This is a genomic window from Microvirga sp. GN3 (genome assembly GCF_055792825.1).
The window spans coordinates 125101-144984 of the sequence record NZ_JBVVAK010000005.1 but is presented as its reverse complement, the minus strand read 5'-3'; the positions used below and the strand labels follow the sequence as shown (position 1 = coordinate 144984).

Annotated in this window: 16 protein-coding genes; 1 reads left to right on the top strand and 15 read right to left on the bottom strand. The window is 55.5% G+C overall.

The features are described 5' to 3' along the window. Positions 1–81 precede the first annotated feature (81 nt). The 15 genes from ACS5Q1_RS04795 to ACS5Q1_RS04725 form a co-directional block, all read right to left on the bottom strand. Positions 82–330 carry a transposase gene (locus ACS5Q1_RS04795; RefSeq protein WP_473097116.1) on the bottom strand — a complete coding sequence of 83 codons (249 nt, stop codon included), beginning with the start codon at positions 328–330 and terminating at the stop codon, positions 82–84. After that, complete coding sequence (locus tag ACS5Q1_RS04790) at positions 327–731, bottom strand: transposase family protein (RefSeq protein ID WP_473097115.1); 405 nt, start codon at positions 729–731, stop codon at positions 327–329. The genes ACS5Q1_RS04795 and ACS5Q1_RS04790 overlap by 4 nt, the downstream gene beginning before the upstream one ends. A 132-nt stretch (positions 732–863) precedes the next feature. After that, positions 864–2222, bottom strand: coding sequence for a hypothetical protein (locus ACS5Q1_RS04785; protein WP_473097114.1), 1359 nt, complete (start codon positions 2220–2222; stop codon positions 864–866). Between the two features lie 295 nt (positions 2223–2517). Then, complete coding sequence (locus ACS5Q1_RS04780) at positions 2518–3852, bottom strand: polysaccharide pyruvyl transferase family protein (RefSeq protein ID WP_473097113.1); 1335 nt, start codon at positions 3850–3852, stop codon at positions 2518–2520. 434 nt (positions 3853–4286) lie between these two features. Beyond that, positions 4287–5075: a glycosyltransferase family 2 protein gene (locus ACS5Q1_RS04775; protein ID WP_473097112.1), complete on the bottom strand. Its 789-nt coding sequence runs from the start codon at positions 5073–5075 to the stop codon at positions 4287–4289. After that, the gene (locus tag ACS5Q1_RS04770) at positions 5072–7060 is read right to left on the bottom strand and encodes a glycosyltransferase (RefSeq protein ID WP_473097111.1); all 1989 of its coding nucleotides are present in this window, start codon (positions 7058–7060) and stop codon (positions 5072–5074) included. Before ACS5Q1_RS04770 ends, ACS5Q1_RS04775 begins: the two co-directional genes overlap by 4 nt. A gap of 42 nt (positions 7061–7102) precedes the next feature. Then, on the bottom strand, positions 7103–8032 hold the full coding sequence (locus tag ACS5Q1_RS04765) for a glycosyltransferase (RefSeq protein WP_473097110.1): 930 nt from the start codon (positions 8030–8032) through the stop codon (positions 7103–7105). 3 nt (positions 8033–8035) lie between these two features. Then, positions 8036–10549 carry a methyltransferase domain-containing protein gene (locus ACS5Q1_RS04760; protein WP_473097109.1) on the bottom strand — a complete coding sequence of 838 codons (2514 nt, stop codon included), beginning with the start codon at positions 10547–10549 and terminating at the stop codon, positions 8036–8038. A 50-nt stretch (positions 10550–10599) separates the two neighbouring features. Beyond that, on the bottom strand, positions 10600–11469 hold the full coding sequence (gene rfbA, locus ACS5Q1_RS04755) for a glucose-1-phosphate thymidylyltransferase RfbA (RefSeq protein ID WP_473097108.1): 870 nt from the start codon (positions 11467–11469) through the stop codon (positions 10600–10602). 60 nt (positions 11470–11529) lie between these two features. Continuing rightward, positions 11530–12087, bottom strand: a complete 558-nt coding sequence (gene rfbC / locus ACS5Q1_RS04750; protein WP_473097107.1) for a dTDP-4-dehydrorhamnose 3,5-epimerase — start codon at positions 12085–12087, stop codon at positions 11530–11532. A gap of 78 nt (positions 12088–12165) precedes the next feature. Next, the gene (gene rfbB, locus ACS5Q1_RS04745; RefSeq protein ID WP_473097106.1) at positions 12166–13227 is read right to left on the bottom strand and encodes a dTDP-glucose 4,6-dehydratase; all 1062 of its coding nucleotides are present in this window, start codon (positions 13225–13227) and stop codon (positions 12166–12168) included. Positions 13228–13430: 203 nt separating this feature from the next. Then, positions 13431–15437, bottom strand: coding sequence for a glycosyltransferase (locus tag ACS5Q1_RS04740; RefSeq protein WP_473097105.1), 2007 nt, complete (start codon positions 15435–15437; stop codon positions 13431–13433). A gap of 134 nt (positions 15438–15571) precedes the next feature. After that, entirely contained in the window at positions 15572–16339 is a 768-nt protein-coding gene (locus ACS5Q1_RS04735; RefSeq protein ID WP_473097104.1) for an ABC transporter ATP-binding protein, read from the bottom strand. A 9-nt stretch (positions 16340–16348) separates the two neighbouring features. Further along, a complete protein-coding gene (locus tag ACS5Q1_RS04730; RefSeq protein WP_473097103.1) occupies positions 16349–17152 on the bottom strand; it encodes an ABC transporter permease in 804 nt (267 codons plus the stop codon). Positions 17153–17282: 130 nt separating this feature from the next. Further along, entirely contained in the window at positions 17283–18590 is a 1308-nt protein-coding gene (locus ACS5Q1_RS04725; RefSeq protein WP_473097102.1) for a nucleotide sugar dehydrogenase, read from the bottom strand. A 384-nt stretch (positions 18591–18974) separates the two neighbouring features. On the opposite strand from ACS5Q1_RS04725, the gene ACS5Q1_RS04720 reads away from it, so the two are divergent. Further along, positions 18975–19877 (top strand): glycosyltransferase family 2 protein, encoded by a 903-nt coding sequence (locus ACS5Q1_RS04720; protein ID WP_473097101.1) that lies wholly within the window; start codon positions 18975–18977, stop codon positions 19875–19877. The last annotated feature ends 7 nt before the right edge of the window (positions 19878–19884 follow it).

Here is a 19884-nt window from a genome sequence, read left to right as displayed (position 1 = left end):
GCGAAGCGGCCGTGCGCACCGTCGTCGATACGGCTCGGCTCACGCCAAGTGTCACCGTCTTCGGCACCATTCTCGCTACCGTCAGCGCCTGAAACCAGCCTCAGCAACGGCGTGGGTAATTACGGGGCGAATGTGACGTCTACGCAGATAGCGGAAGACAGGCCGGTAGCTGTAGGCCTTGTCGCCCGCCAGGGACTTGGGCCGCGTGGTCGGACGGCCTCTCGGGTTGGGCAGGTGGACCGCCCTCAGAGGCGTCTCGAATACCGGCACCTCGTGCCGCTGCCCGGGCGTGAGGGTGAAGGCCAGCGGCAGGCCGGCCCCATCGCTCACCAGGTGGATCTTGCTGCCGAAGCCGCCACGGGAGAGGCCGAGCGCATGGTCGTCCGGCTCCTGCGGATCCCCGTTTTACGCGCTCCGGCCGCCGAACGGCTTGCTCGGACACTGGTGCTGTCGATGCACCACAGATCCAGGTCAATCAGTCCCTCGGCATTCAGCGTGAGCCGGAGCCGATCCAGGATCGTGTCGAACAGACCCGCCATCGGGTCAGGCGCTCGTAGACGGTCTGCCAAGGCCCGTACCGCTCGGGCAGGGCGCGCCACTGCGCACCGGTACAGAGCTTCCACATCAGCCCGTTGCCCCCTGCCGGCGATCCCGCCGCCATGCCGACCGGCCCTGGGCATGAGATCCGCAATCAGCTCCCATTGAGCATCGCTCAGTTCATGCCGCCGCATCGCAGGTCCTCGCCTCGGTGAGCCCCACCAAGGCAACAGCCATATCCTTACCCAGGGTCACAGGCCGTCAGACAGGATCTAACTGTCCGTACAGAAGCCGCAGCGTGGATAGTCCCCACGTCCAGGAACTCTTTAGGTTGACATCCTTGCTCGCCGCTCAGTTAGACGAACGGTCACGCAAACTGTCAGCAGTATATTGGCTATGTAGCAAGGCATGAGATACCGCCATTCCCATCCTGTCTCAAAGAACATGAATGGAATGGCATATAAAATGCTGAACGCAAAAAGGCTTGCCAGTACTGGGTCTCTAAGTAGTTGCATGTTAGCAACGAACGCTGCAAACCCAATCAGAAACATGAACCAATGGTGGTAGAATATCAGATTCGTTTGCTCTCGGAGAAATGTAGGTAGAGCGGTATTGATGCTTTCCAACGCCGGTCGAGAGCTTACACCAAATTGATTTTGAAACACGCCCCAATCGAACGGATATTGCAGTGATCCGGATCCGAACTGGCCGATCAAGTAATTCGCCTTATGCTCGGCGAATCCGCCCGGAGCAGCAATAAGAACACGCCAGAACGCGGGAGTTATGAAATCAGCGTTCAACAAAACAGTCTGAAAGCCATTGCTGTTATTGTTCTTCAGTATGGCATCTTTTTTCCACAGCAGGTCGAAACCATTGAAGCCAGGTGTATATGCCTGGACCGAGGCACGGAGACTACCAGGGCCAAATCGGCTATCAAACAATGGTTCTTCTGATGTAATAAGAGTTGTCTTTATACTTCCTTGCGATGACGCAATAGCTCCAAGATACTGATTCAGAAGCCCAAATGATGCTAGCGACGGACCGGGGGCCACCTGAGGGAATAACAGAAAGGTCTTTACCGCGAGAAACAGAAATGGAAGGGAAATTGTTGCTGCACCATAAGCTTGTTGCCACGGCAACTGCCATCGACGGAGAAGAAAGAACGCTATCGGCAGAACTGCAATTGGAAGAATAGAAACGGCGTTATGGCGCGTAGATGCACTCAAGACGAGAAACACGCATGCTAGGACGGCGTTTCGCGCGTTGGTGTTGTCTGACCTCCGGAATAGTTCAAAAAACGTTGCGGAGAATAGAAAGAAGATTACTACCCATACATCAACCCAGTTGAGCGTTGTGTAGGGCCAAAGCGGAAAGATTAGAGAAATAAATAGGCAGACGCAGACGAAAGTGCGTGTCTTATGAACGAATAGCGACACGAATAGAAAGATCGAGAACCAGAACAATACGCCTTGTGTGAAAGTAAAGGCAGCCACAGCAAACTCTGGCGAAGGCAACGCGGAATATAGCGACTGAATGAGCGTAACCAGCGGAGGCTTGATTGTGGAAATCCGACCACTGAAGGCCTCACCCCAACTTGTGGTACTGTCAGGCGAGAGATTTCCCGGATAGCTTATGAGCAAGAAAAATAGGCTGAGAACGCAGCCAAGACCTAAGCTCATCGCCACGCGGTTCAACCATCCTCTACCCATCGATGAACGGGACGATGTATCGTCCTTCGTCAGAGAGCTCATGTTCGTCAGCATTAACGCGTGCCTACACAATCCTGAGATGTATATTCTGAAGATAGGCTAGTTCTCTATACGAAAACAACATACTTCTTCTCTGTGCTAACTGTATTTTCTGACAACGGACAACCTACGCAGGTCATTTTCTACTGCAATGGCCCAGCACCAAACCTATGATGGATTCTTAGGCAATAAAAGTGCTCACTAGCCTCCCAGAGGCTCCTGTCCGTCAGCGCTAATCCCTAGCTTGTCGATTAGAACCCAGCAATCTCGCAAAAAAGGAGACAGGCTGCTTCCCTTCGGGAATACTCTCTGCCTTAGAAGACAAGGTGAGCTCCCTCTGCTCTAAGGCCGAAAGTTTCTCCTTGAGAATTACGCTTTCCTCTGAAATGGTTTCCAATTGTTTAGTTAGGTTGGCTATTTCCTCTACTCGGCCATCTGCAATTGACCAAACATAACGCAGTTCATCTGTCTTCGTTATGCTTAAACGTTCAAGTCTATCGATCTCCAAGAGGGCATCGGCTAGAAACTCTTTATCGTCATGTACTTGTCCATAGTTAAAATAGTCTGATCTATTTTTTACAAACTTTTCGCTTTTATTGTCTTCGCTTTTAAGAACAATCCACCGCTCCAAATCCTCACTTGTATCCACGAAAGTTGTAAGATCGCAGTTTACTGTCCATGTTCGCACAAAATTGCTTATCTTGCCGTACGAGTTGTCCAATGCTGCATGCTCGATCCCGAGCATCGTTAGTAGAATATGTCCATGGAGACGGTCGGTTATTGCGTATTCCCCAAGACATAATTTCGACAACCCGCGCCTTAGTCGGTTGCGAGCTAAATTAAGATAACGAAGATAATTTCTTGCGCCAGCAAAACGTGCTCGGATTCGTTCATCGGAGTCACTATTCTCAAATATCCAATCTGTAGCAAATATATTATACTTGGAGATTAGCGCTGTTATATCTGCTTCTCTTTTCTCTTTGTCAGTTCTGAGCAATCCAACAAACATCTCGGGCGGCGGAAAGAGCCTATCCAGTGATCCAAGATATAGAGCCGTATCCGGCACTAAAACAGCTTCAACACCCAGTTCCTCATTCGCAAATACTCTGCTGGCCTCATCTCTCGCCATCAGTGTGAAGTTAGGATGTCCGCTAAATACTTTGCGGGCTTGTTCTTTATTCTCTGCACTACTGAACGAAATGCTTTGTGGCAGCTGCACGATTGGTCTGTCAGGAAAGCTCTCAATGACAAACTCTCGAAAAATCTGTGACTCTGGCCAAACATCTCCAAGACTGCCGCCCCCTTTAAGATAAATAGTGCCGTGAGGAGCCGCCTCCCGAAGTGCGTCAACGTTGAATTCGTTATCTGTGCATACGTAAGCCGGTGGGCGTCCATAGTGCCGTTCAAGACAGGCGGACGCCCCAAGCCAAATCGCGCTGTCTCCAGCGTTGCTGTGGTCCGGGAACTCTAAAAGACAGTATGGCTCATCCGTCACGAATGGTCGAATTGCAGCGTCAATCTGTTCGATCGCCTTTTGAATGATGTGTGAAGCCCGGAGTTTTTCCATCCTACTTTGTCACCTTTACTTCAGCCCAGATTAGTCACCAGAAAGAATCGAAGAGACACATCAAACACATGATTAGTATATTATACAACGACAAGCCCAGTTTGAATTCCTCTTGTTCATCTAGCTTTAAGAGAGACGCCGACTTTGATGGATCTCGATTTGGTCCGCTTGGGCAGTCTTCGGCACTATCCTGACAGAAAGCTACGATCGCTTCCCCGATTTGTGGCTCTAAACGCCTCCCTCGTCGGATTGCGGGGGAGCACTTTGAGTCTGGCGCACACCTGCGGATGCGGTGTCAGCATAAGATGCCTTGCGTCCGAAGCTATCAGTTCTATGACATCTGTTTTTCTGCTTCCATCGATTCTTACGTTCTAAAGGATCGATTATCAGGCCTATATTCTAGTTCAGACTGGACAGATCGCACTCGTATGTGACTACCGCCACCAAGTCTCCGTTGGGCGCACCGGACGAGGCAAAGTTGGCAGAAGTCCCTCGGATGTATTCTGCTGACCCAAAGACCCACCTTCCTTCACACGAATGATGTGAACGGTGTCGGGAACGATCAGATGCGGGACATCCGACCATACCGTGCCCATGTGCCAGGACCAGTCCTCGATTCCGAATCCCTTCGTTCTATCGACAGCCTCGTAGGGATGCTTCATGTGTAGCGCACGAGCAGCGAAGACGTTAGCGCTCCAGATGTTGTTCAGCATCAGCGTACCACGCTCGAAGCCATCAGACATGCTCGAGACCTGCTGCATGTAAAATGATCGAGCATCGGGGTGAGGTGTCGCACCAACCGAGTGCCGGTCGAAATCGCCTTCCGAGAAATAGAAGAGGTAGTCGGGATGCCAGACAGCCTCGGCAGGCGCAGAAGGGGATGTTGCCGCCTTGTAGGCTAATCGCAGCCAATCCGATCCCCACAGGTCATCGCCATCGAGAAAAGCGAGGAACTCGCCGTTAGCCGCTTGAGCACCAGCGTTGCGCGACAGACCTAGATCGCCATAGGTGACCTCCTCTACCCCGTCGAGCCACGAACCGCGTGCTGCCACAAGATGACGGGTAAGATCATCGGCTCTGTCGAGCACAGCTCTTGCTTCGACGACAAGGCCGTCGGCCCGTGCCACGCCGACGAGTTCCTCCATGCTGTCCAGGGCGGGCAGAGCAAACGGCCCTTCCTTGTGAAAAACGACAGTGACAGTGATGTTCGGTTGACTGTTCATTCTGCACCAAGAAGATTGGAAGCGCCCAGCAAGTGGGCCTCGGGCGAGTGACGAGCCAGAACCTGGCGCCGCGCCGCCGTTACCATATCGATCAACTCTGCGCTCGTCAGGTCCGCTACTCGATCAAGTGCTGCGGAGAAATCAACGGCCGTCTTCTCAGGGGTGGCACAATGCTTCACGAACACCGTTGCAGCCTCATCAAAGGTGCCGCGTAGACCTCCCACATCGGCCAAGACCATGGGAACCGCATGCTGACTCATCTCCAGTACAACATTCGGCATACCTTCAAATAGGCTCGTGAAGATAAAGCCATCGTGAGCACTGAAATCGGCACTGGAAAGGTCGTCTATCACCCCACAGTAGGTGATATTGCTGGTGTCCAAGCCAAGGGCGTCCAGCTTACCTTGAAGCGGTCCAAACAGGTGGAACTCGTCATTCGGTCGAAGACGGGCAAGAGCCATCAGGATCGCTGTTCCTTTAAACTCCTCAATTCTTGACACCCAAGCCCAGCGGCGACGACTGGAAGCCATTCGAGCTGTTCTTGCTGAAATCCGTTCTGCGAAGACGTCGTCAGCAAGCTTTTTTGTTCGTGGAGGCAAGACACGAACGCCAGGTCCTGGCACGGCGCCATATCTTCTTCTGAGAGCATCGGCCATCACCTCGTTGTCCGTGAGCGAAACCGCGAATGGCGCTGTTTTCCGGGGATATCGAACACCATACGGCGCGCCCAACCCATCGACCCCAAGGCTGAAGTACGCGCAGTATAGGCGCGCAAACTGGGATAGGCCGCGACCAAAGCTTGCCACCATATCCAATCCAACGCGGCTGTTGACCACCAGTACATGCCCTGGACGAAGTGCGTTGAGCAGCCGCGCCAGAACTGTTGGACTATAATAGCTCGGACCGCAAGCATCAGGCCAGAATACGATCCGCGCGCGTCCGAAGGGCGCAAGAATCGCGTGGCGCATCCAATCCCCGGCGGCTTCGGCAGTTTGCTCCGTCACGAGTACGACGATCGACTTCAAACCTGCGCCCAGAAACGCTTCCACCGTATCCGCGGCATACTTTTCCGCTCCACCGATCGTGAGCCTTGGTATCATCACGATCGCTTCAGGCCGCTCAGGAAGAGCACTGAATATACCAAGCAAATCCACGCCATCGCGCGATAGCAGATCATCGGCTCCGAAGTGTGGGAGCTTCGAAAGGGCCTGGACGCCGGCGGCCAGCACCGCCGGATCATGTCGCGCCTGAGCCCTGACCTGCTGCAAGACTGCCTCTGGAATCCGAACAGCCTTAAGAGCAATCGGCTCCCCGCGCCACGTAAAGCACTTCCAAACCTGTGTTGCGTGCCTGCTTGCATATGAACCGGTGCGAACCACCAGATCAGGTCCTGGAAGCCGACCTTCCTGAATGCCGTAAAACAGCCAATGGAATAAGGGATCAACTTTTGCCGCCTCCACGTCCGGGTAAGCCTTAAGGTACCACCCGCGATCGAAGTGAGCTGAGACGAAAGTGAGGAACTCCTCAGCATCTGCGGGATCACAGACAAGGACGGAGACCGACTTCCCGCGCCATTTGAAGATCTTCCATCCGCCGTCGGCCAGTTGATTGGCAACTGCACCACGTCGCACAATCACATTAGGGGCAATCAGACGTCCCTCGGTCAAACCGCCCTTCAGCCAATGCGTGATTGGATCAATGCCGGCGGCAGCTACGTCGGCATAGGTCCGGAGATACCAGTCGACGTTGAATTGCGCCGAAATGAACGACCTGAATTCTTGGTCATCTGCGTCCATTTTAGCTTTCGGCGCAGCAGAATTCGCATTGTTTAGCATTCGTCCCTTGGATGCGACGTTGCCTGAGCGCGCGCGGATCTCTTCCTTCCCGTGTCGCGCTGCCAATCGAACGAGCGGATGCACTTTAACCAGATGCGCTTTGAGTCTGCGTGCCAGCTGCAGCGCGATTTTTTTCGTTACCATACCCATTGCCCCATCATGGAATCTGCACACGAATGCTGGAAATAAACGTCAGATCGCACCTATGTTCGAACGCCTATTGCTCACGGCGCTCCAGGCATCGATGAGATTCCGAACTGACATCCGTGGATCAAATGTCTGAAGTCCCAATGCAGCCTGCACCTCTCGCGAAACTAAGGCGCTCCTCCGGCGGCGTTCGATCGCCTCTCTTGCACGCGTCCACGCCGCAAGGTGCGTCACTCTTGCGGCTGAAGAAAGCATAATAGTATTGCTGCCATCATTCTTTGCATAATATTCCCCAACGACAGTGTCTTTCAACTTGAAGCTTGATAAGTGAGTTGCACAGACCCTGATCAGAAAGTCATAATCTTCTAATTTGTCGAGTTTCTCATCAAACGAGAGCACCTCATTATCAACCCGGTCGCGGTCAATGACGAAACTGTGGATGGGACAAAAATTATCAATGAAAAGATCTACCACTCCGTCGCCTTTAAATCTGTTTTGCTGACGTTGGCATATGATGGTATCCTGAAATACATCTACGAACTTCATCACAACTTTGCCAAACGCGATGGCACAACCACTTTCTTGAAGCTCGCGAATGAGCCTTGTGTAACCGTCATGATACATCACATCGTCGTAGTCGAGGATCGCAATGTATCGTCCCTTTGAACTTTCTATCCCGAAGTTGAGGAGGGCTGAGCGCGCGTCCTTAGGCTCTCCCGCTGTGAAGTTCCAGACATCAAACCTCACGGTAGGATCAAGTTGGAGCAATGGCTGCAGGCCAGCAAGAATTGCCTCAGTTTCTGCGCTACTGAATCTCTGCGTGACGAGATTTATCGTGAGTGGCCGGAAGTCCTGGGAAATCAGAGAGAAGATTGCACGCTTCAGTTCTGCCAAGCGCTCTGGGTCGTGAAGCCTGACAATCACATCTAACCTATCAGCCTCAGGGCGATTGTTTCGGACAGGATTGCTCGTCATTGTCTACCACCGTGCGCGCGCGAAATGAAAGCCATGATCGAACGTCACGACAGAGGGCACCTCATTTACCGGATCCACCTTTGGGATCTTCGAGAGATCTATGCCATGCTTGGCTCCTTGCTCCATCAGACGTTTCTCGAACTGCGCCCCGCCCCACTTCCGAGCAAGCGTAATTCCCGCTGCAAGGAAACGTGCGTGAACTTGAAGATTGAATGACCGATCATGGGTTGGGTGAAAGAAGAGAGCCCTCGGACAAATCTTGACTTTGAAACCCGCTGCATACGCTCGCCACGAGAGATCCACATCTTCACAGTACATGAAGAAGCTCTCATCAAAGCCCCCGATCGACTGATATATTCGACGAGAAATAAGGAGGCATGCACCTGAGGCCCAAGGAGTATCGAACTCGACAGGATCATAGTTCTTCGGGTGCTCGACGGGAAATTGGACGCCCTCTACAAGTGCGCAGTCGTTAGAGCCTTGCGCCATTGCCAGAAGCGCCTTGATTGCCTCCGGTTCAAGCATACCGTCAGGATTGAGAGCCAAATAGTAGTTCGTCTTTGCATCTGAGAAGGCTGCTCTCATAAGGCGATTGTGACCCGCACCGAAGCCAACATTTCCGACTGGATCAAGCCTTGTAAGAAAGGGAAATTGACTGACGTCAGCCGCGGAGGGATCGCCGTTATCGATCAAGAATACGGAGAATTCGTTTTCCTCACCTAACTCTCGAAGCGCGATATGGGCACTGTTTAAGCAACGAGTAAGATCTTCAGGCGGATTATTGTAGGTGACAATGCCTAATGCAATTTTTGTCGGCTGCAGGGATTGTGTCAAACCAAGAGCTCTGGCACGCTTCTCATTTTTACTCTCGATCCATTCCAGTGAGGGGGCTCGCCCCTCAGGAAGGCCGTGAGACAAATAATGCGCTAAGGGATCCAATCCGGTCGTCTTAACGTCAGAGTATTCTGCCAAGTACCACGTTGGATTAAACAGTGGATCAGGCTTCCGTCTCTCTGCGGAACCGAACGTCAAGTAGTGAGCCAAAGGCTCCATTCCGGACTCAATAACGTCAGAGTACTCAGCAGCGTACCATTTCGGATCGAAGAACGGATTAGGTTTCCGTCCCTCTGCAGAGCCACGCTGGAGATAATGAACCAAAGGTTCTATTCCGGAAGCTGCCACGTCCGGATACGTAGCAGCATACCATTTCGGATCGAAGAGCGCGTTGGGCTTTTTGCCTTTCTTGGACCCGATAGTCAGATAGTGAACTGCGGCGTCTAGTTCGGACGGCTTGGCTTTGGCAAGCTTCGGCTGCTGTCGCAGGTAGCTCTGTTGGTCAAAGAGCTTGGCAGCGACGATCTTTCTCGCCTGTTGCAGCGTCTTTTCGAACTCAAGTTTGAGCCTTCTGCGCTCCGCCAAGCGACGCGTCAGCTGCAGGGTGACGGTCCACCAAACGGCACGCGAAACCTTGTACAGCAATGGCTTTTTCTTCAAGACTGCAACAAGTTCATCTAATCCGATGCCCCGTTCCAGACGAGTTTGCTCAGAAACCTGAGCGATTTTACGTTCCAGATCCCGTATCCGCTTTTGACGCTTTCTAAGCTCTTCTGAAAGAGCCCTCACATGCTCATCCGTTTGCCGTTTCACCTCGTCATACTGCAACTGTGCAGCTACAGTTTCGCCGCGAGCAACCGCGACCTCCGCATGGGCCGTCGCAGCCTCTGCCCGCGCTTCGGCTACTTGTAGTATCGGTAAATCGACGCGGTCGGTATCGATATAAATACTAGACGCGACCTCATTCTCCGGCAGGCTCGACTTGCCAGCATATATGATAGAGTACAAAGCGCGCGGAACGCCACTCGACTGCTCCAAGTGGTCGTCGCCGCGCTTCTCATATGTTATGAGGTTGACACCACCATTTTGCTCAGCAGCAATGACTGAGCCTAAGAGAGGACGCTGCCGGAATATTTTTACTTCAGAGAAGTGCCGGTTCAGGAGATCCAAGAATTCAGGCTGTGAGAGCTCATGGACATGAAATGGGTTTGCTGGACGCCCGGATGGTGAATAAACATCGCGGTCGGGAGTTGAGATTAGCAGCGAGCCATTGGGCCGCAAAATTCGGCCAACTTCAGAGAGGAATTCATCATGCTCAAAGAAATGCTCAAGCGTCTCGAACGAAACAACAATGTCGATTGAAGCACTCGGAATCGGCGGCTTCCGAGCGTCTCCTTGAACAAACTTGAGGTTCGGATATGGGTAAGACTGAGTAGCATGCGCGACCGAACCGTGATCTATTTCCACGCCGATCACACTCTTCGCCACCTGAGACAGCAAAGCAGACCCATAACCTTCACCGGATGCTATGTCCGCAACGTCTTTTCCGCGACACAGGTCCCTCGCCATCAAGTAGCGATGGATGTGCTCAAATGCTATCTGCCCTTCAACCGCAGAGGTAAACCTCTCACCAGTGAAATCTAATGCTTTCACTGAGTGCTCCGCTTTAAAGATCTCGCCCAACTCTTCGCCCCACTCTAAGGTATATTAACACTCCAATTGCGGAAATCGACTCAGCTCGCCTGAGCAATTCGAAGCAAGTATTCTCCATAAGTGCTCTTAGAGAGTTTAGAGGCAAGGTTTATCAGTTGCTGAGTGTCGATCCAGCCTGCGCTGTAGGCAATTTCTTCCGGGCAAGCGATCCGGAATCCTTGGCGCTTCTCCAAAGCGCGAACGAACTCAGCGGCCTCGACGAGGCTGTCCGGAGTTCCGGTATCGAGCCAGGCGTAGCCGCGGCCCATCAGCTCGACCTGGAGTTGGCCCATTTCCAGATACACGCGGTTCACATCCGTGATCTCGAGTTCCCCGCGGGCAGAAGGCTTCAAATTGGCCGCGATGTCGACGACCTGATGATCGTAGAAATACAGGCCCGTCACTGCCCAATTGGAGCGAGGGGCTTTCGGCTTCTCCTCGATGGAGATTGCCCGGCCGCTGCGGTCGAATTCGACGACACCATAACGCTCGGGGTCGGTCACATGATAGGCGAAAACAGAGGCGCCAGACGTGCGGCTGACCGCGGAGCGTAAGAGGTCCGTCAGGCCATGACCGTAATAGACATTATCGCCGAGGATCAGGACCGACGGACCGCCCGCGACAAATTCCGCCGCGATAATGTAAGCTTGGGCGAGCCCCTCCGGCCTAGGCTGCTCCGCATAGGACAGGCGGATGCCCCACTGCTCACCGCTCCCGAGCAACTGCCGGAAGCGCGGTAGGTCATCCGGTGTCGAGATGATTAGGATATCGCGGACGCCAGCGAGCATCAGCGTGGTCAACGGATAATAGATCATCGGCTTGTCGTAGATGGGTAGCAACTGCTTCGACGTGACATACGTCATCGGATGCAGTCGTGTTCCGCTGCCGCCCGCCAGAATGATACCCTTCATCGTTTCGTCTCCTTGGATGTCAGGAATCTCCCGTAGGAGTCCCTGTTTCCAATCGTTGTTCTATGGAAAGTAGGCCGGCAATGCGGCGAGCAGCGGCTGCTGCCTATCTTTGTCCGACAGAACAGCATCGGCCGGCGCGACAGGCCAATCAATGCCGAGTGACGGATCGTTCCAGCGCAGCCCGTGATCATGTGCGGCAGAGTAATAGGCTGAGACCTTGTACACGATCTCTGTATCGGGCTCGAGCGTGCAGAAGCCGTGAGCGAAGCCAACCGGCACGAAAAGCTGCAAACCATTTTCGGCGGATAGCTCCACAGTCACATGCTTGCCGAAGGTCGATGACGAATGCCGGATGTCGACCGCGACATCGAGGATCCGGCCGCGCACGACCCGAACGAGCTTGGCCTGCGCAAACGGCTCACTCTGGAAATGCAGACCTCTGATCGTCCCGACCGCGGCCGAGAGCGAGTGGTTGTCCTGCACGAACTCCACATCGATCCCCGCTTCGGCAAAATGCTGCCGGTTGTAGGTTTCGGAAAAGAAGCCGCGCTGGTCACCGATGCGCCGCGGATTGACGATCTTGACATCCGGCAACACCGTTGTCTCCACTCTCAGCACCCCGTCACTCCTCAATCTCTGCTGTCCTCTCAAGCGCGAGGCTCGAGCGAGCACGTCCTTTGAACTAAGAGTCTCAGCTTAGACCGCGATCCCGAGCCGTTCGCCCTGATACACGCCGGAACGAACGCGCTCCCACCACGCCGGATTGTCGAGATACCAGGAGACGGTCTTCCGGAGGCCGGTCTCGAAGGTCTCGGCCGGCCGCCACCCCAACTCGCGCTCGATCTTGGTGGCGTCAATGGCATAACGCAGATCATGGCCCGGCCGATCGGTCACGTAGGAAATCAGTTTCTCCCGTGGCCCGATCGCATTGCTCGGCACCATCTCATCTATCAACTGACAGATGGAGCGCACGACATCGATGTTCGTGCGCTCGTTCCAGCCGCCGATGTTGTAGTTCTCACCTACCCTGCCCTTTTCGGCCACGAGGATCAGCGCCTCGGCGTGATCCTCCACATAGAGCCAGTCGCGCACATTCTCGCCCTTGCCGTAAACCGGCAGAGGCTTTCCCTCGAGCGCATTCAGGATCATGAGGGGAATGAGCTTCTCAGGGAAATGATACGGCCCATAATTGTTGGAGCAGTTGGTAATCAGGGTCGGCAGGCCATAGGTGTGGTGCCAGGCGCGCACGAAATGGTCCGATGCAGCTTTGGAGGCTGAGTACGGCGAGTTCGGTTGGTACGGATACTCCTCGTGGAAGAACCCTTCCTCGCCCAGGGAGCCGAAGACTTCATCGGTCGAGATGTGATGGAAGCGGAAGGCATCCCGGCGCGCAGCGTCCAGCGTGTTCCAGTAAGCCAAGGCCGCTTGAAGCAACGTGAAGGTGCCGACGACATTGGTCTGCACGAACTCCCCCGGGCCGTCGATCGAGCGGTCGACATGGCTCTCAGCCGCAAGATGCATGATCACGTCCGGCTGGTATTCACCGACCACAGCCTGCATCTTCTTGGCATCAGCGATATCAGCCCGCATGAAACGATAGCGGTCACTGCCGGCAACGGATTGGAGGGAATCGAGGTTGCCCGCATAGGTGAGTTTGTCGACGACGAGGACCTGGTGCGGCGTGCTCGAAATAAGCTTGCGGACGACGGCCGATCCGATGAATCCGGCGCCCCCGGTGACCAAGTATCGCTTTGCCATGACCCCTGCTCTTTTCTGTCCCCAATTGCCGCGCAAACCCCACCATCCGGCACGGGCGCCCCGCTTTTTCCATCTTCGGCAGGGTACTAGCCTATAATGGTAATATCGTCCACGGCTTACGGACTTACCGCGACCCAAGGGGCAATAAGCCACATTCAAGAGGCCTATTCAATCTTAGGTAGAGAGCCGGATCTCTGCTTCGTCTACTGCCTCGATTGGAAATAGCGCCCAGCTTCCTTGCGGATCCGCTCCAGCACGGGGTGCTCCTCGACCTGGCGGTAGGCGGACAGGATCCTGTCCGCACCATAGAGCTCCCGCAGGCGCTTCCAGGCTTCGGCCATGTGCACCACCCGCTTCTCCTCGTCGATGCTCCGCGACTTGCGATGGTAGACGAAGGTGTTGGTCGCCACGGCGAGTTCGAAGCCGGCGGCCAGAGCCCGCAAGCAATAGTCGTTCTCCTCGCCGTAGAAGAGCTTGAAATTCTCCTCGTCGAAGAAGCCGATGCTCTCGATAACCTCCTGCTTGATGCCGAAGCAAAAGCCGTGGACCAGCGGCACGCGCGGCAGGAGATCCGCATCGCTCCAGGCTTCGCAGGCCCTGTCGAGATCGGCGGGCGTCGTGCCCTTCGGCAAGGTGTTGATTGCGGTGTTTTTTCCAGTGGCCTTGATGTGGGGAATGGATTGAGCGCCGGCAGCATTCGAGAGCGGACCGACAATGCCGACCCTCTCGCTTCGATTGGCGGCTTCGAGAAGCTTCAGGGCCCAATCCGGGCTGACAATGGTGTCGCTGTTCAGCAGAATGCGAAAGGCCGCGGTTCCGGCGGCAAGGCCGCGATTGGCCGAGCGTGTATAGCCCAGGTTCTCCTCATTCTCGAGCAGAGTGACCTGATTCCTGTCCTTCGCGAACTCACGCAGGTAGGAGGTCGTTTCCTCATCGGAGCGATCATTGACGACGATGATCCTGTGGTTGGGCAGCAAACAGACCCAAGCCGCCTCCAGGCAGACGCGAACATCCTCCAAGGCGTTGTGGACACATACGACGATATCGATAGAGGCTTCGGTCAAGGGCGCCAGCCGCTGGCTCTTAACCTCGGCGAAGGTGCATCCCGTCGACGGACTGGAGAGAGTGCCCAGTTTCAAGAGCATGTCCGGGATCACCAGAGCCCGGGCAAAACTGTGCCGGAAGTAGGCAAAATCCTCATGATCCCGGACAGATGCTCCTTGCGGCAGCAGAGGAACAATCCGGAGATCGGGATATCGATAATTGACCCACGCAAGACCGAGTTGGTCGCGACGGCTGAAAGCTTCGATCTGTTGCCACCACAGATGAAGGGCATCCGCTGTTTCCCGCTTCCTGAGGGGAACGATCATGAAGCCGGTTTCGAACAGCGGTTGCTTGAGGGGCAAACCGGCCTTCCTGTAATGCTCGACCTGCCTGTCAATGAGCTTCGAGGCATCCTTCTTGAGCCGCTTGCAGGCCTCAGCCTCGTCATAGAAGCAGGCGCGATGCGGATGCGGGACCAGGCCGAGATCGGCATTCTGATGCTCGATCAATTCGACATAGCGATGGATATCGCCCTTCAGGACAATATTGGCATCGAGCCAGACCGCGATCTCATGGGTGGTAAAGAGCTCATGCGGGTGCGTCTTGACCCAGCGGGCGACCCTCGTCGGATCGGGATGGAAGTACGGCGCGGAACGCATCTGCCAAACGCCATAATCGTTCCGCGGGCGATCCGTGAAGCACACGTAGTCAACATTCGGATCGATGCGCTCCGGGAGCAGCAGGCTGTCGTACTCACCGAAGATGGCCGTGTAGACGACAATCCTTCGCCCTCCCGCGCCAGAGGAGCGATAGACCGAAATCTGCTGCGCGATTTCGTCTTTCACATCCCAGCGATTGTCGAACAAAGCCTGGGCGGCCCGCCTCGGCAACCTTGTCGCTAAAATGTCCTTGGTTCGATCAAGACTGCGCTGCACCCCTGCAGCCACGCCAGGAAGACGCCTGGCCAGCAGGCGTAAGGGACGTGTCACTGTCCAGGACAAGGAGCTCCGCAGCCCGTTGATCTCCGTTCGTAGTTCCCGGATCGTGGCATTAAGCTCAGCGATCTCGTCCCTTTGTCGTTGGACTTGCTCCTGCAAGGAGACGGCATCCGCTACAACGCTCGTGTCGGTGCCGTGGGATGTAGAATGCAGAGCATCCTGGGTCATGTGTCCGAGACCTTGCCGCTCATAACCCGCGAGCCCGTCCCGGGACGGCATGAGATTGCTGAGCCCGAGACGAGCAAGCTGTTCGCATCAGTTTCATGCCCATCATCCTTGCCCTCTCTGACAGCATGCCAGGATCACCCGTCCTTCGCATCCGTGCCCGTGGAGGCGGCGTAGGTTTCGATGACCTCCTCTATGGGTCCGAATGCTTTGATCTGGCCGTGTTCCAGGAGAAGTCCCTTGTTGCAGATTTCGCGCAGCACCTTGTTGGAGTGAGACGCCAGGACCAGAAGTTTCGACTCCCGTGCAAAGCTCTCCAGCTTTTCGTTCGCTTTCTTCAAGAAGCGGGCATCGCCTGTGGCCACGACCTCGTCCAGCAGCAGGATGTCCGTCTCGACATGAGTCGAGATAGCAAAGGCCAGGCGCGCGCGCATGCCGGACGAATAGGTCCGCATCGGCAGATCGAGGAAATCGCCGAGTTCGCTGAACTCAGCGATAGTATCGGCCTTTTTCTTCAACTCGGCCTTGCTCATCCCGAGATACAGACCGCGGATGAATATATTGTCGTAGCCGGTCGAATCTACATCGAGACCGAAGCTGAGGTTCAACAGCGGCGCCACGCGTCCCTGGATGGTCACCCGTCCATGCGTCGGCACGTAAAGTTTGGCCATCACGCGCAGGAGCGTAGACTTGCCGGCGCCGTTATGGCCCAAAAGGGCTAGGCGGTCGCCCGGCCCGAGCGTGAGCGACAATTGGTCGAGCGCTCTCACAACCATCTGGCCCGATTGGCCGGAGGCAAGCTGCCCGCCGATGGGCTTGTCATCAGACGACGGTCGACGCCTTTCAGATTTCGTGGCCTGGACCGGAAATTCCAACGTTATGTTTTCGAGTTTGATCAGCGCCATCGTTCGACCTCAAACCCAGAAGGCAATCCGCCGACGCCAATGGGCATAAACCGGTACCATGATCCCCCAACCGATGACCGTGATCGCCAGAGTCACGACCCAGATCAGGAAATTCGGAGCCTGCCCCAGCAGCGGTGCCCGCAATACTTCGATAAAATAAAAGAAAGGATTGAAATCCACGAAGATCGTGCGAAATCCAGTGGCGTCTTCCGGATACCAGAGGATCGGCGTCACGAAGAACGCAAGACGCATCGCATTCGGGACCAGTTGCCCCAGGTCTCGATAGCGAACGTTGATGAGGCCGAGTAGAAGGCCAACCCAAATTCCGTTCAGCAATACGATCGCCAGCGCTGGCAGAATCAGGATGATGTTCGGGAATGGCCACACCCGGAAAATCGCAAGAACCGCGACATACACAAGGGAGTTGAAGCCAAGGATGACGAGATTCTTCCAGAGGAGCTTATAAATATACACCGTCCTCGGAACGGGAATCTCCCGAATGGCAGCGGCATTGCTCGCGAAAGAGTCCTTGCCCTCGATGACCAACGCCTGCAGGAAGCCCCAAATCATGTAGCCTGTGACGAGATGGGGGATATAGTCGGACATGGGGCGTGCCATGATCCCGCCGTACAGTGTGCCGATACAGGTCGCCACAAACGCTAGGCTGAGCGTGTTCCAGAACGGTCCGATGCGTGAACGGCGATGGCGTGTCTGCACGTCCCGCCAACCCAGCGTCATCCACAATTCACGCCAACGCCAGCCGTCGCGAACCTCGCGCAACACCTCCAACATTTTCGAACCGTCGGTTCTCAACTTCGCTTCCTTGATCCGTTCTTGGTGCTTGAGTTGTCGATCCGGGACACGAAGCCGGCTTTAATCTAAAGCCGGGCCCAGACACTCAAGGTGTCGGCCTTTCGCCCCGGATGCCACGACATCCAGAGGTTTACGCCTTGACTACATTGCCCCGCACGCCGAGGTACCGTCCACGCGTATCGACGATGAGCTTGGCGTGCTTCTCGATGGTGTCGTAGTTGAACCTGTCGTGGTCCGTCGCCAGCAGCACCAGATCGTAGCCGGCCAGCGTCTCCGGAGTCAGCTCGACACTTTCGAGATCGAAAGAGTAGCGCCGCATCTTGGGGAAGCTCGGAACGTGTGGATCGCTGTAAGCGATCTCCGCTCCCTTGGCCTGAAGCAGGGTCATCAGCTCGACGGACGGCGACTCCCGCATGTCGTCGACGTTCTTCTTATAGGCGATGCCGAGGACGAGAATCTTGCTGCCGCGGATCGGCTTCTCGCGCTCGTTCAGAGCATCCGCGATCTTCTCGACGACCCATTCCGGCATCGTGCTGTTGATCTCACCGGCAAGCTCGATGAAGCGCGTGTGCAGGCCGTACTCGCGCGCCTTCCAGGTCAAGTAAAACGGATCGATCGGAATGCAGTGACCGCCTAGACCAGGGCCTGGATAATAAGGTACGAAGCCGAACGGCTTGGTCGCAGCCGCCCGAATGACCTCGTGAATATCGATTCCCATCCGATCCGCGATGATCTTCATCTCGTTCACGAGACCGATATTGACCGCGCGATGGATGTTCTCCAGCAGCTTCGTCAGTTCCGCGGCCTGGGTCGAGCTCACCGGGACGACCGTGTTGATCACCTGACCGTAGAGGGCGAGGCCCACTTCAAGGCAGGACGGGGTGCTGCCGCCGCAGACCTTGGGAATGGTGTGTGTCGTAAACTTGGCATTGCCCGGATCCTCGCGCTCGGGCGAGAATACAAGGAACACGTCCTCTCCTACCGTGAAGCCGGCCTTCTCGATCCGCGGGCGCAGCTCTTCCTCGGTGGTGCCGGGATAGGTCGTGCTTTCCAGCGACATGACCTGGCCGGCCCTCAGGTGCGGCAGAAGAGCATCGACGGTGTTCAGCACGAAGCTGAGATCCGGTTCGCGGTATTTGTTGAGAGGAGTGGGAACGCACAGGATGAGCGCATCCACATCGCGCGCCCGCGATAGATCGGCGGTCGGCTCGAATCCGTTCTTGATGGCCTTGGCGATGCCCTCGGAGCCGATATGCTCGATATAGGTCTGTCCCTGCTTCAGGATATCGACTTTGCTCTGATCGATATCGAAACCGACAACCTTGTATCCGATCTCGGAATACCGAAGAGACAGCGGCAGACCGACATAGCCCAGTCCGACGATACCGATCACAGCGGTCTTGTCGTTCAATCTTTTCAGCAGCGTGTCTTTGTGCATCGGAAATCTCGGCTTCAGGCGCGTGGGATCGCGCGATCCTTCTATAAGGGGATTGACCCAACCCGCATACCTCCGGAAAGCGCCATAGTGCCGCGCCTTCCGAAACGGAAGATCACCCGGCCAACAAGCCTAGCCAGAGCCCCTCGGACGCCGCTATACCTCTTTGACTCTGCTCCAGCAACCCTGACTCACCGTCGGGTCAACCTGACGCAATGACAGAGACTTGGGGCTTCTCCATACGGCTTATAGCTGTCCATGCGCCGCAGACCTCGCCGTCGGCAAAGGATCAAGTTCACATTGGACCCAGCCCCGACCCTGCGCCCCCCTCGCTTGCCCGCCCCCCGCGATCGATCTACTAGGACGGGTCCGATCCGGAGAATTTGAATGCGCGTCCTGGCCGTGGCGGTCACCTACAATCCAGACACGGACCTGCTGGCCCAGGTCCTGCGATCTGCTACCCCCCAAGTCCAGGGCGTCGTGGTGGTCGACAATGGCTCAGCGAATGCCGGGACCGTGAGGGAGGTCGCGTCAGCCTCTCAGGCACATGTTCTTGCAAATGAAGAGAATCTCGGGATAGCAGCGGCCCAGAACCAGGGTGCGGCCATGGCACGGGCAGAAGGTTACTCGCACATCCTGCTGCTTGACCAGGATACGATCCTGACGCCTGGCGTCGTGGCCGATCTGTCGAACAATCTGGTCGCCCTAGAGAAAGAGCACGGCGGAGTGGCTGCCATCGGGCCAGCTTACTATGAGCTTAACAGCCAGAAGCAGACGCGGGCCTATCGGGCCCATGGACTCCTCCTGTCCCGTCTTTCGCTCGAGGGCCCGGACCATCCCGTAGAGAGCGACTTCATCATTGCTTCCGGCTCCCTGATTCCACTTGCCATTCTGGAGAACGTGGGCGGCTTCAAGGAGGACCTGTTCATTGACCTTGTCGATGTGGAATGGTGTTTCCGGGCCAAGGCGGCAGGGTATAAGAGCTTTCTGTCCCCCACGGCTAAGGTGGATCACCACCTCGGCAGCGGAACAATAGAAGTCGGCAGGCGCCAGATTGCCGTCCATGTCCCGATCAGAAACTACTACTGGGTCAGGAACGCGTTGTGGTTGGCACGCCAGCCCTACACGCCCTCGGCCTGGAAACTTTATTTCATTAGCCGAAGCATGGGTTTCCTGGCTGCCTACACGACCCTCGTCGACAAAAGAATCTTAAGGCTACAACTCATCTGCCGAGGGATCTGGGACAGCTTCACCGGACATCTCGGTCGGCTGAACCAGGGAAAAGCTTAATTTTCAG

Bases quoted from the DNA above. Each gene is read 5' to 3' on its own strand.
- ACS5Q1_RS04790 (WP_473097115.1), bottom strand. From the start codon at position 731: ATGCGGCGGCATGAACTGAGCGATGCTCAATGGGAGCTGATTGCGGAT.
- ACS5Q1_RS04780 (WP_473097113.1), bottom strand. From the start codon at position 3,852: ATGGAAAAACTCCGGGCTTCACACATCATTCAAAAGGCGATCGAACAG.
- ACS5Q1_RS04775 (WP_473097112.1), bottom strand. From the start codon at position 5,075: ATGAACAGTCAACCGAACATCACTGTCACTGTCGTTTTTCACAAGGAA.
- ACS5Q1_RS04770 (WP_473097111.1), bottom strand. From the start codon at position 7,060: ATGGGTATGGTAACGAAAAAAATCGCGCTGCAGCTGGCACGCAGACTC.
- ACS5Q1_RS04765 (WP_473097110.1), bottom strand. From the start codon at position 8,032: ATGACGAGCAATCCTGTCCGAAACAATCGCCCTGAGGCTGATAGGTTA.
- rfbA (WP_473097108.1), bottom strand. From the start codon at position 11,469: ATGAAGGGTATCATTCTGGCGGGCGGCAGCGGAACACGACTGCATCCG.
- rfbB (WP_473097106.1), bottom strand. From the start codon at position 13,227: ATGGCAAAGCGATACTTGGTCACCGGGGGCGCCGGATTCATCGGATCG.
- ACS5Q1_RS04740 (WP_473097105.1), bottom strand. From the start codon at position 15,437: ATGACCCAGGATGCTCTGCATTCTACATCCCACGGCACCGACACGAGC.
- ACS5Q1_RS04735 (WP_473097104.1), bottom strand. From the start codon at position 16,339: ATGGCGCTGATCAAACTCGAAAACATAACGTTGGAATTTCCGGTCCAG.
- ACS5Q1_RS04725 (WP_473097102.1), bottom strand. From the start codon at position 18,590: ATGCACAAAGACACGCTGCTGAAAAGATTGAACGACAAGACCGCTGTG.
- ACS5Q1_RS04720 (WP_473097101.1), top strand. From the start codon at position 18,975: ATGCGCGTCCTGGCCGTGGCGGTCACCTACAATCCAGACACGGACCTG.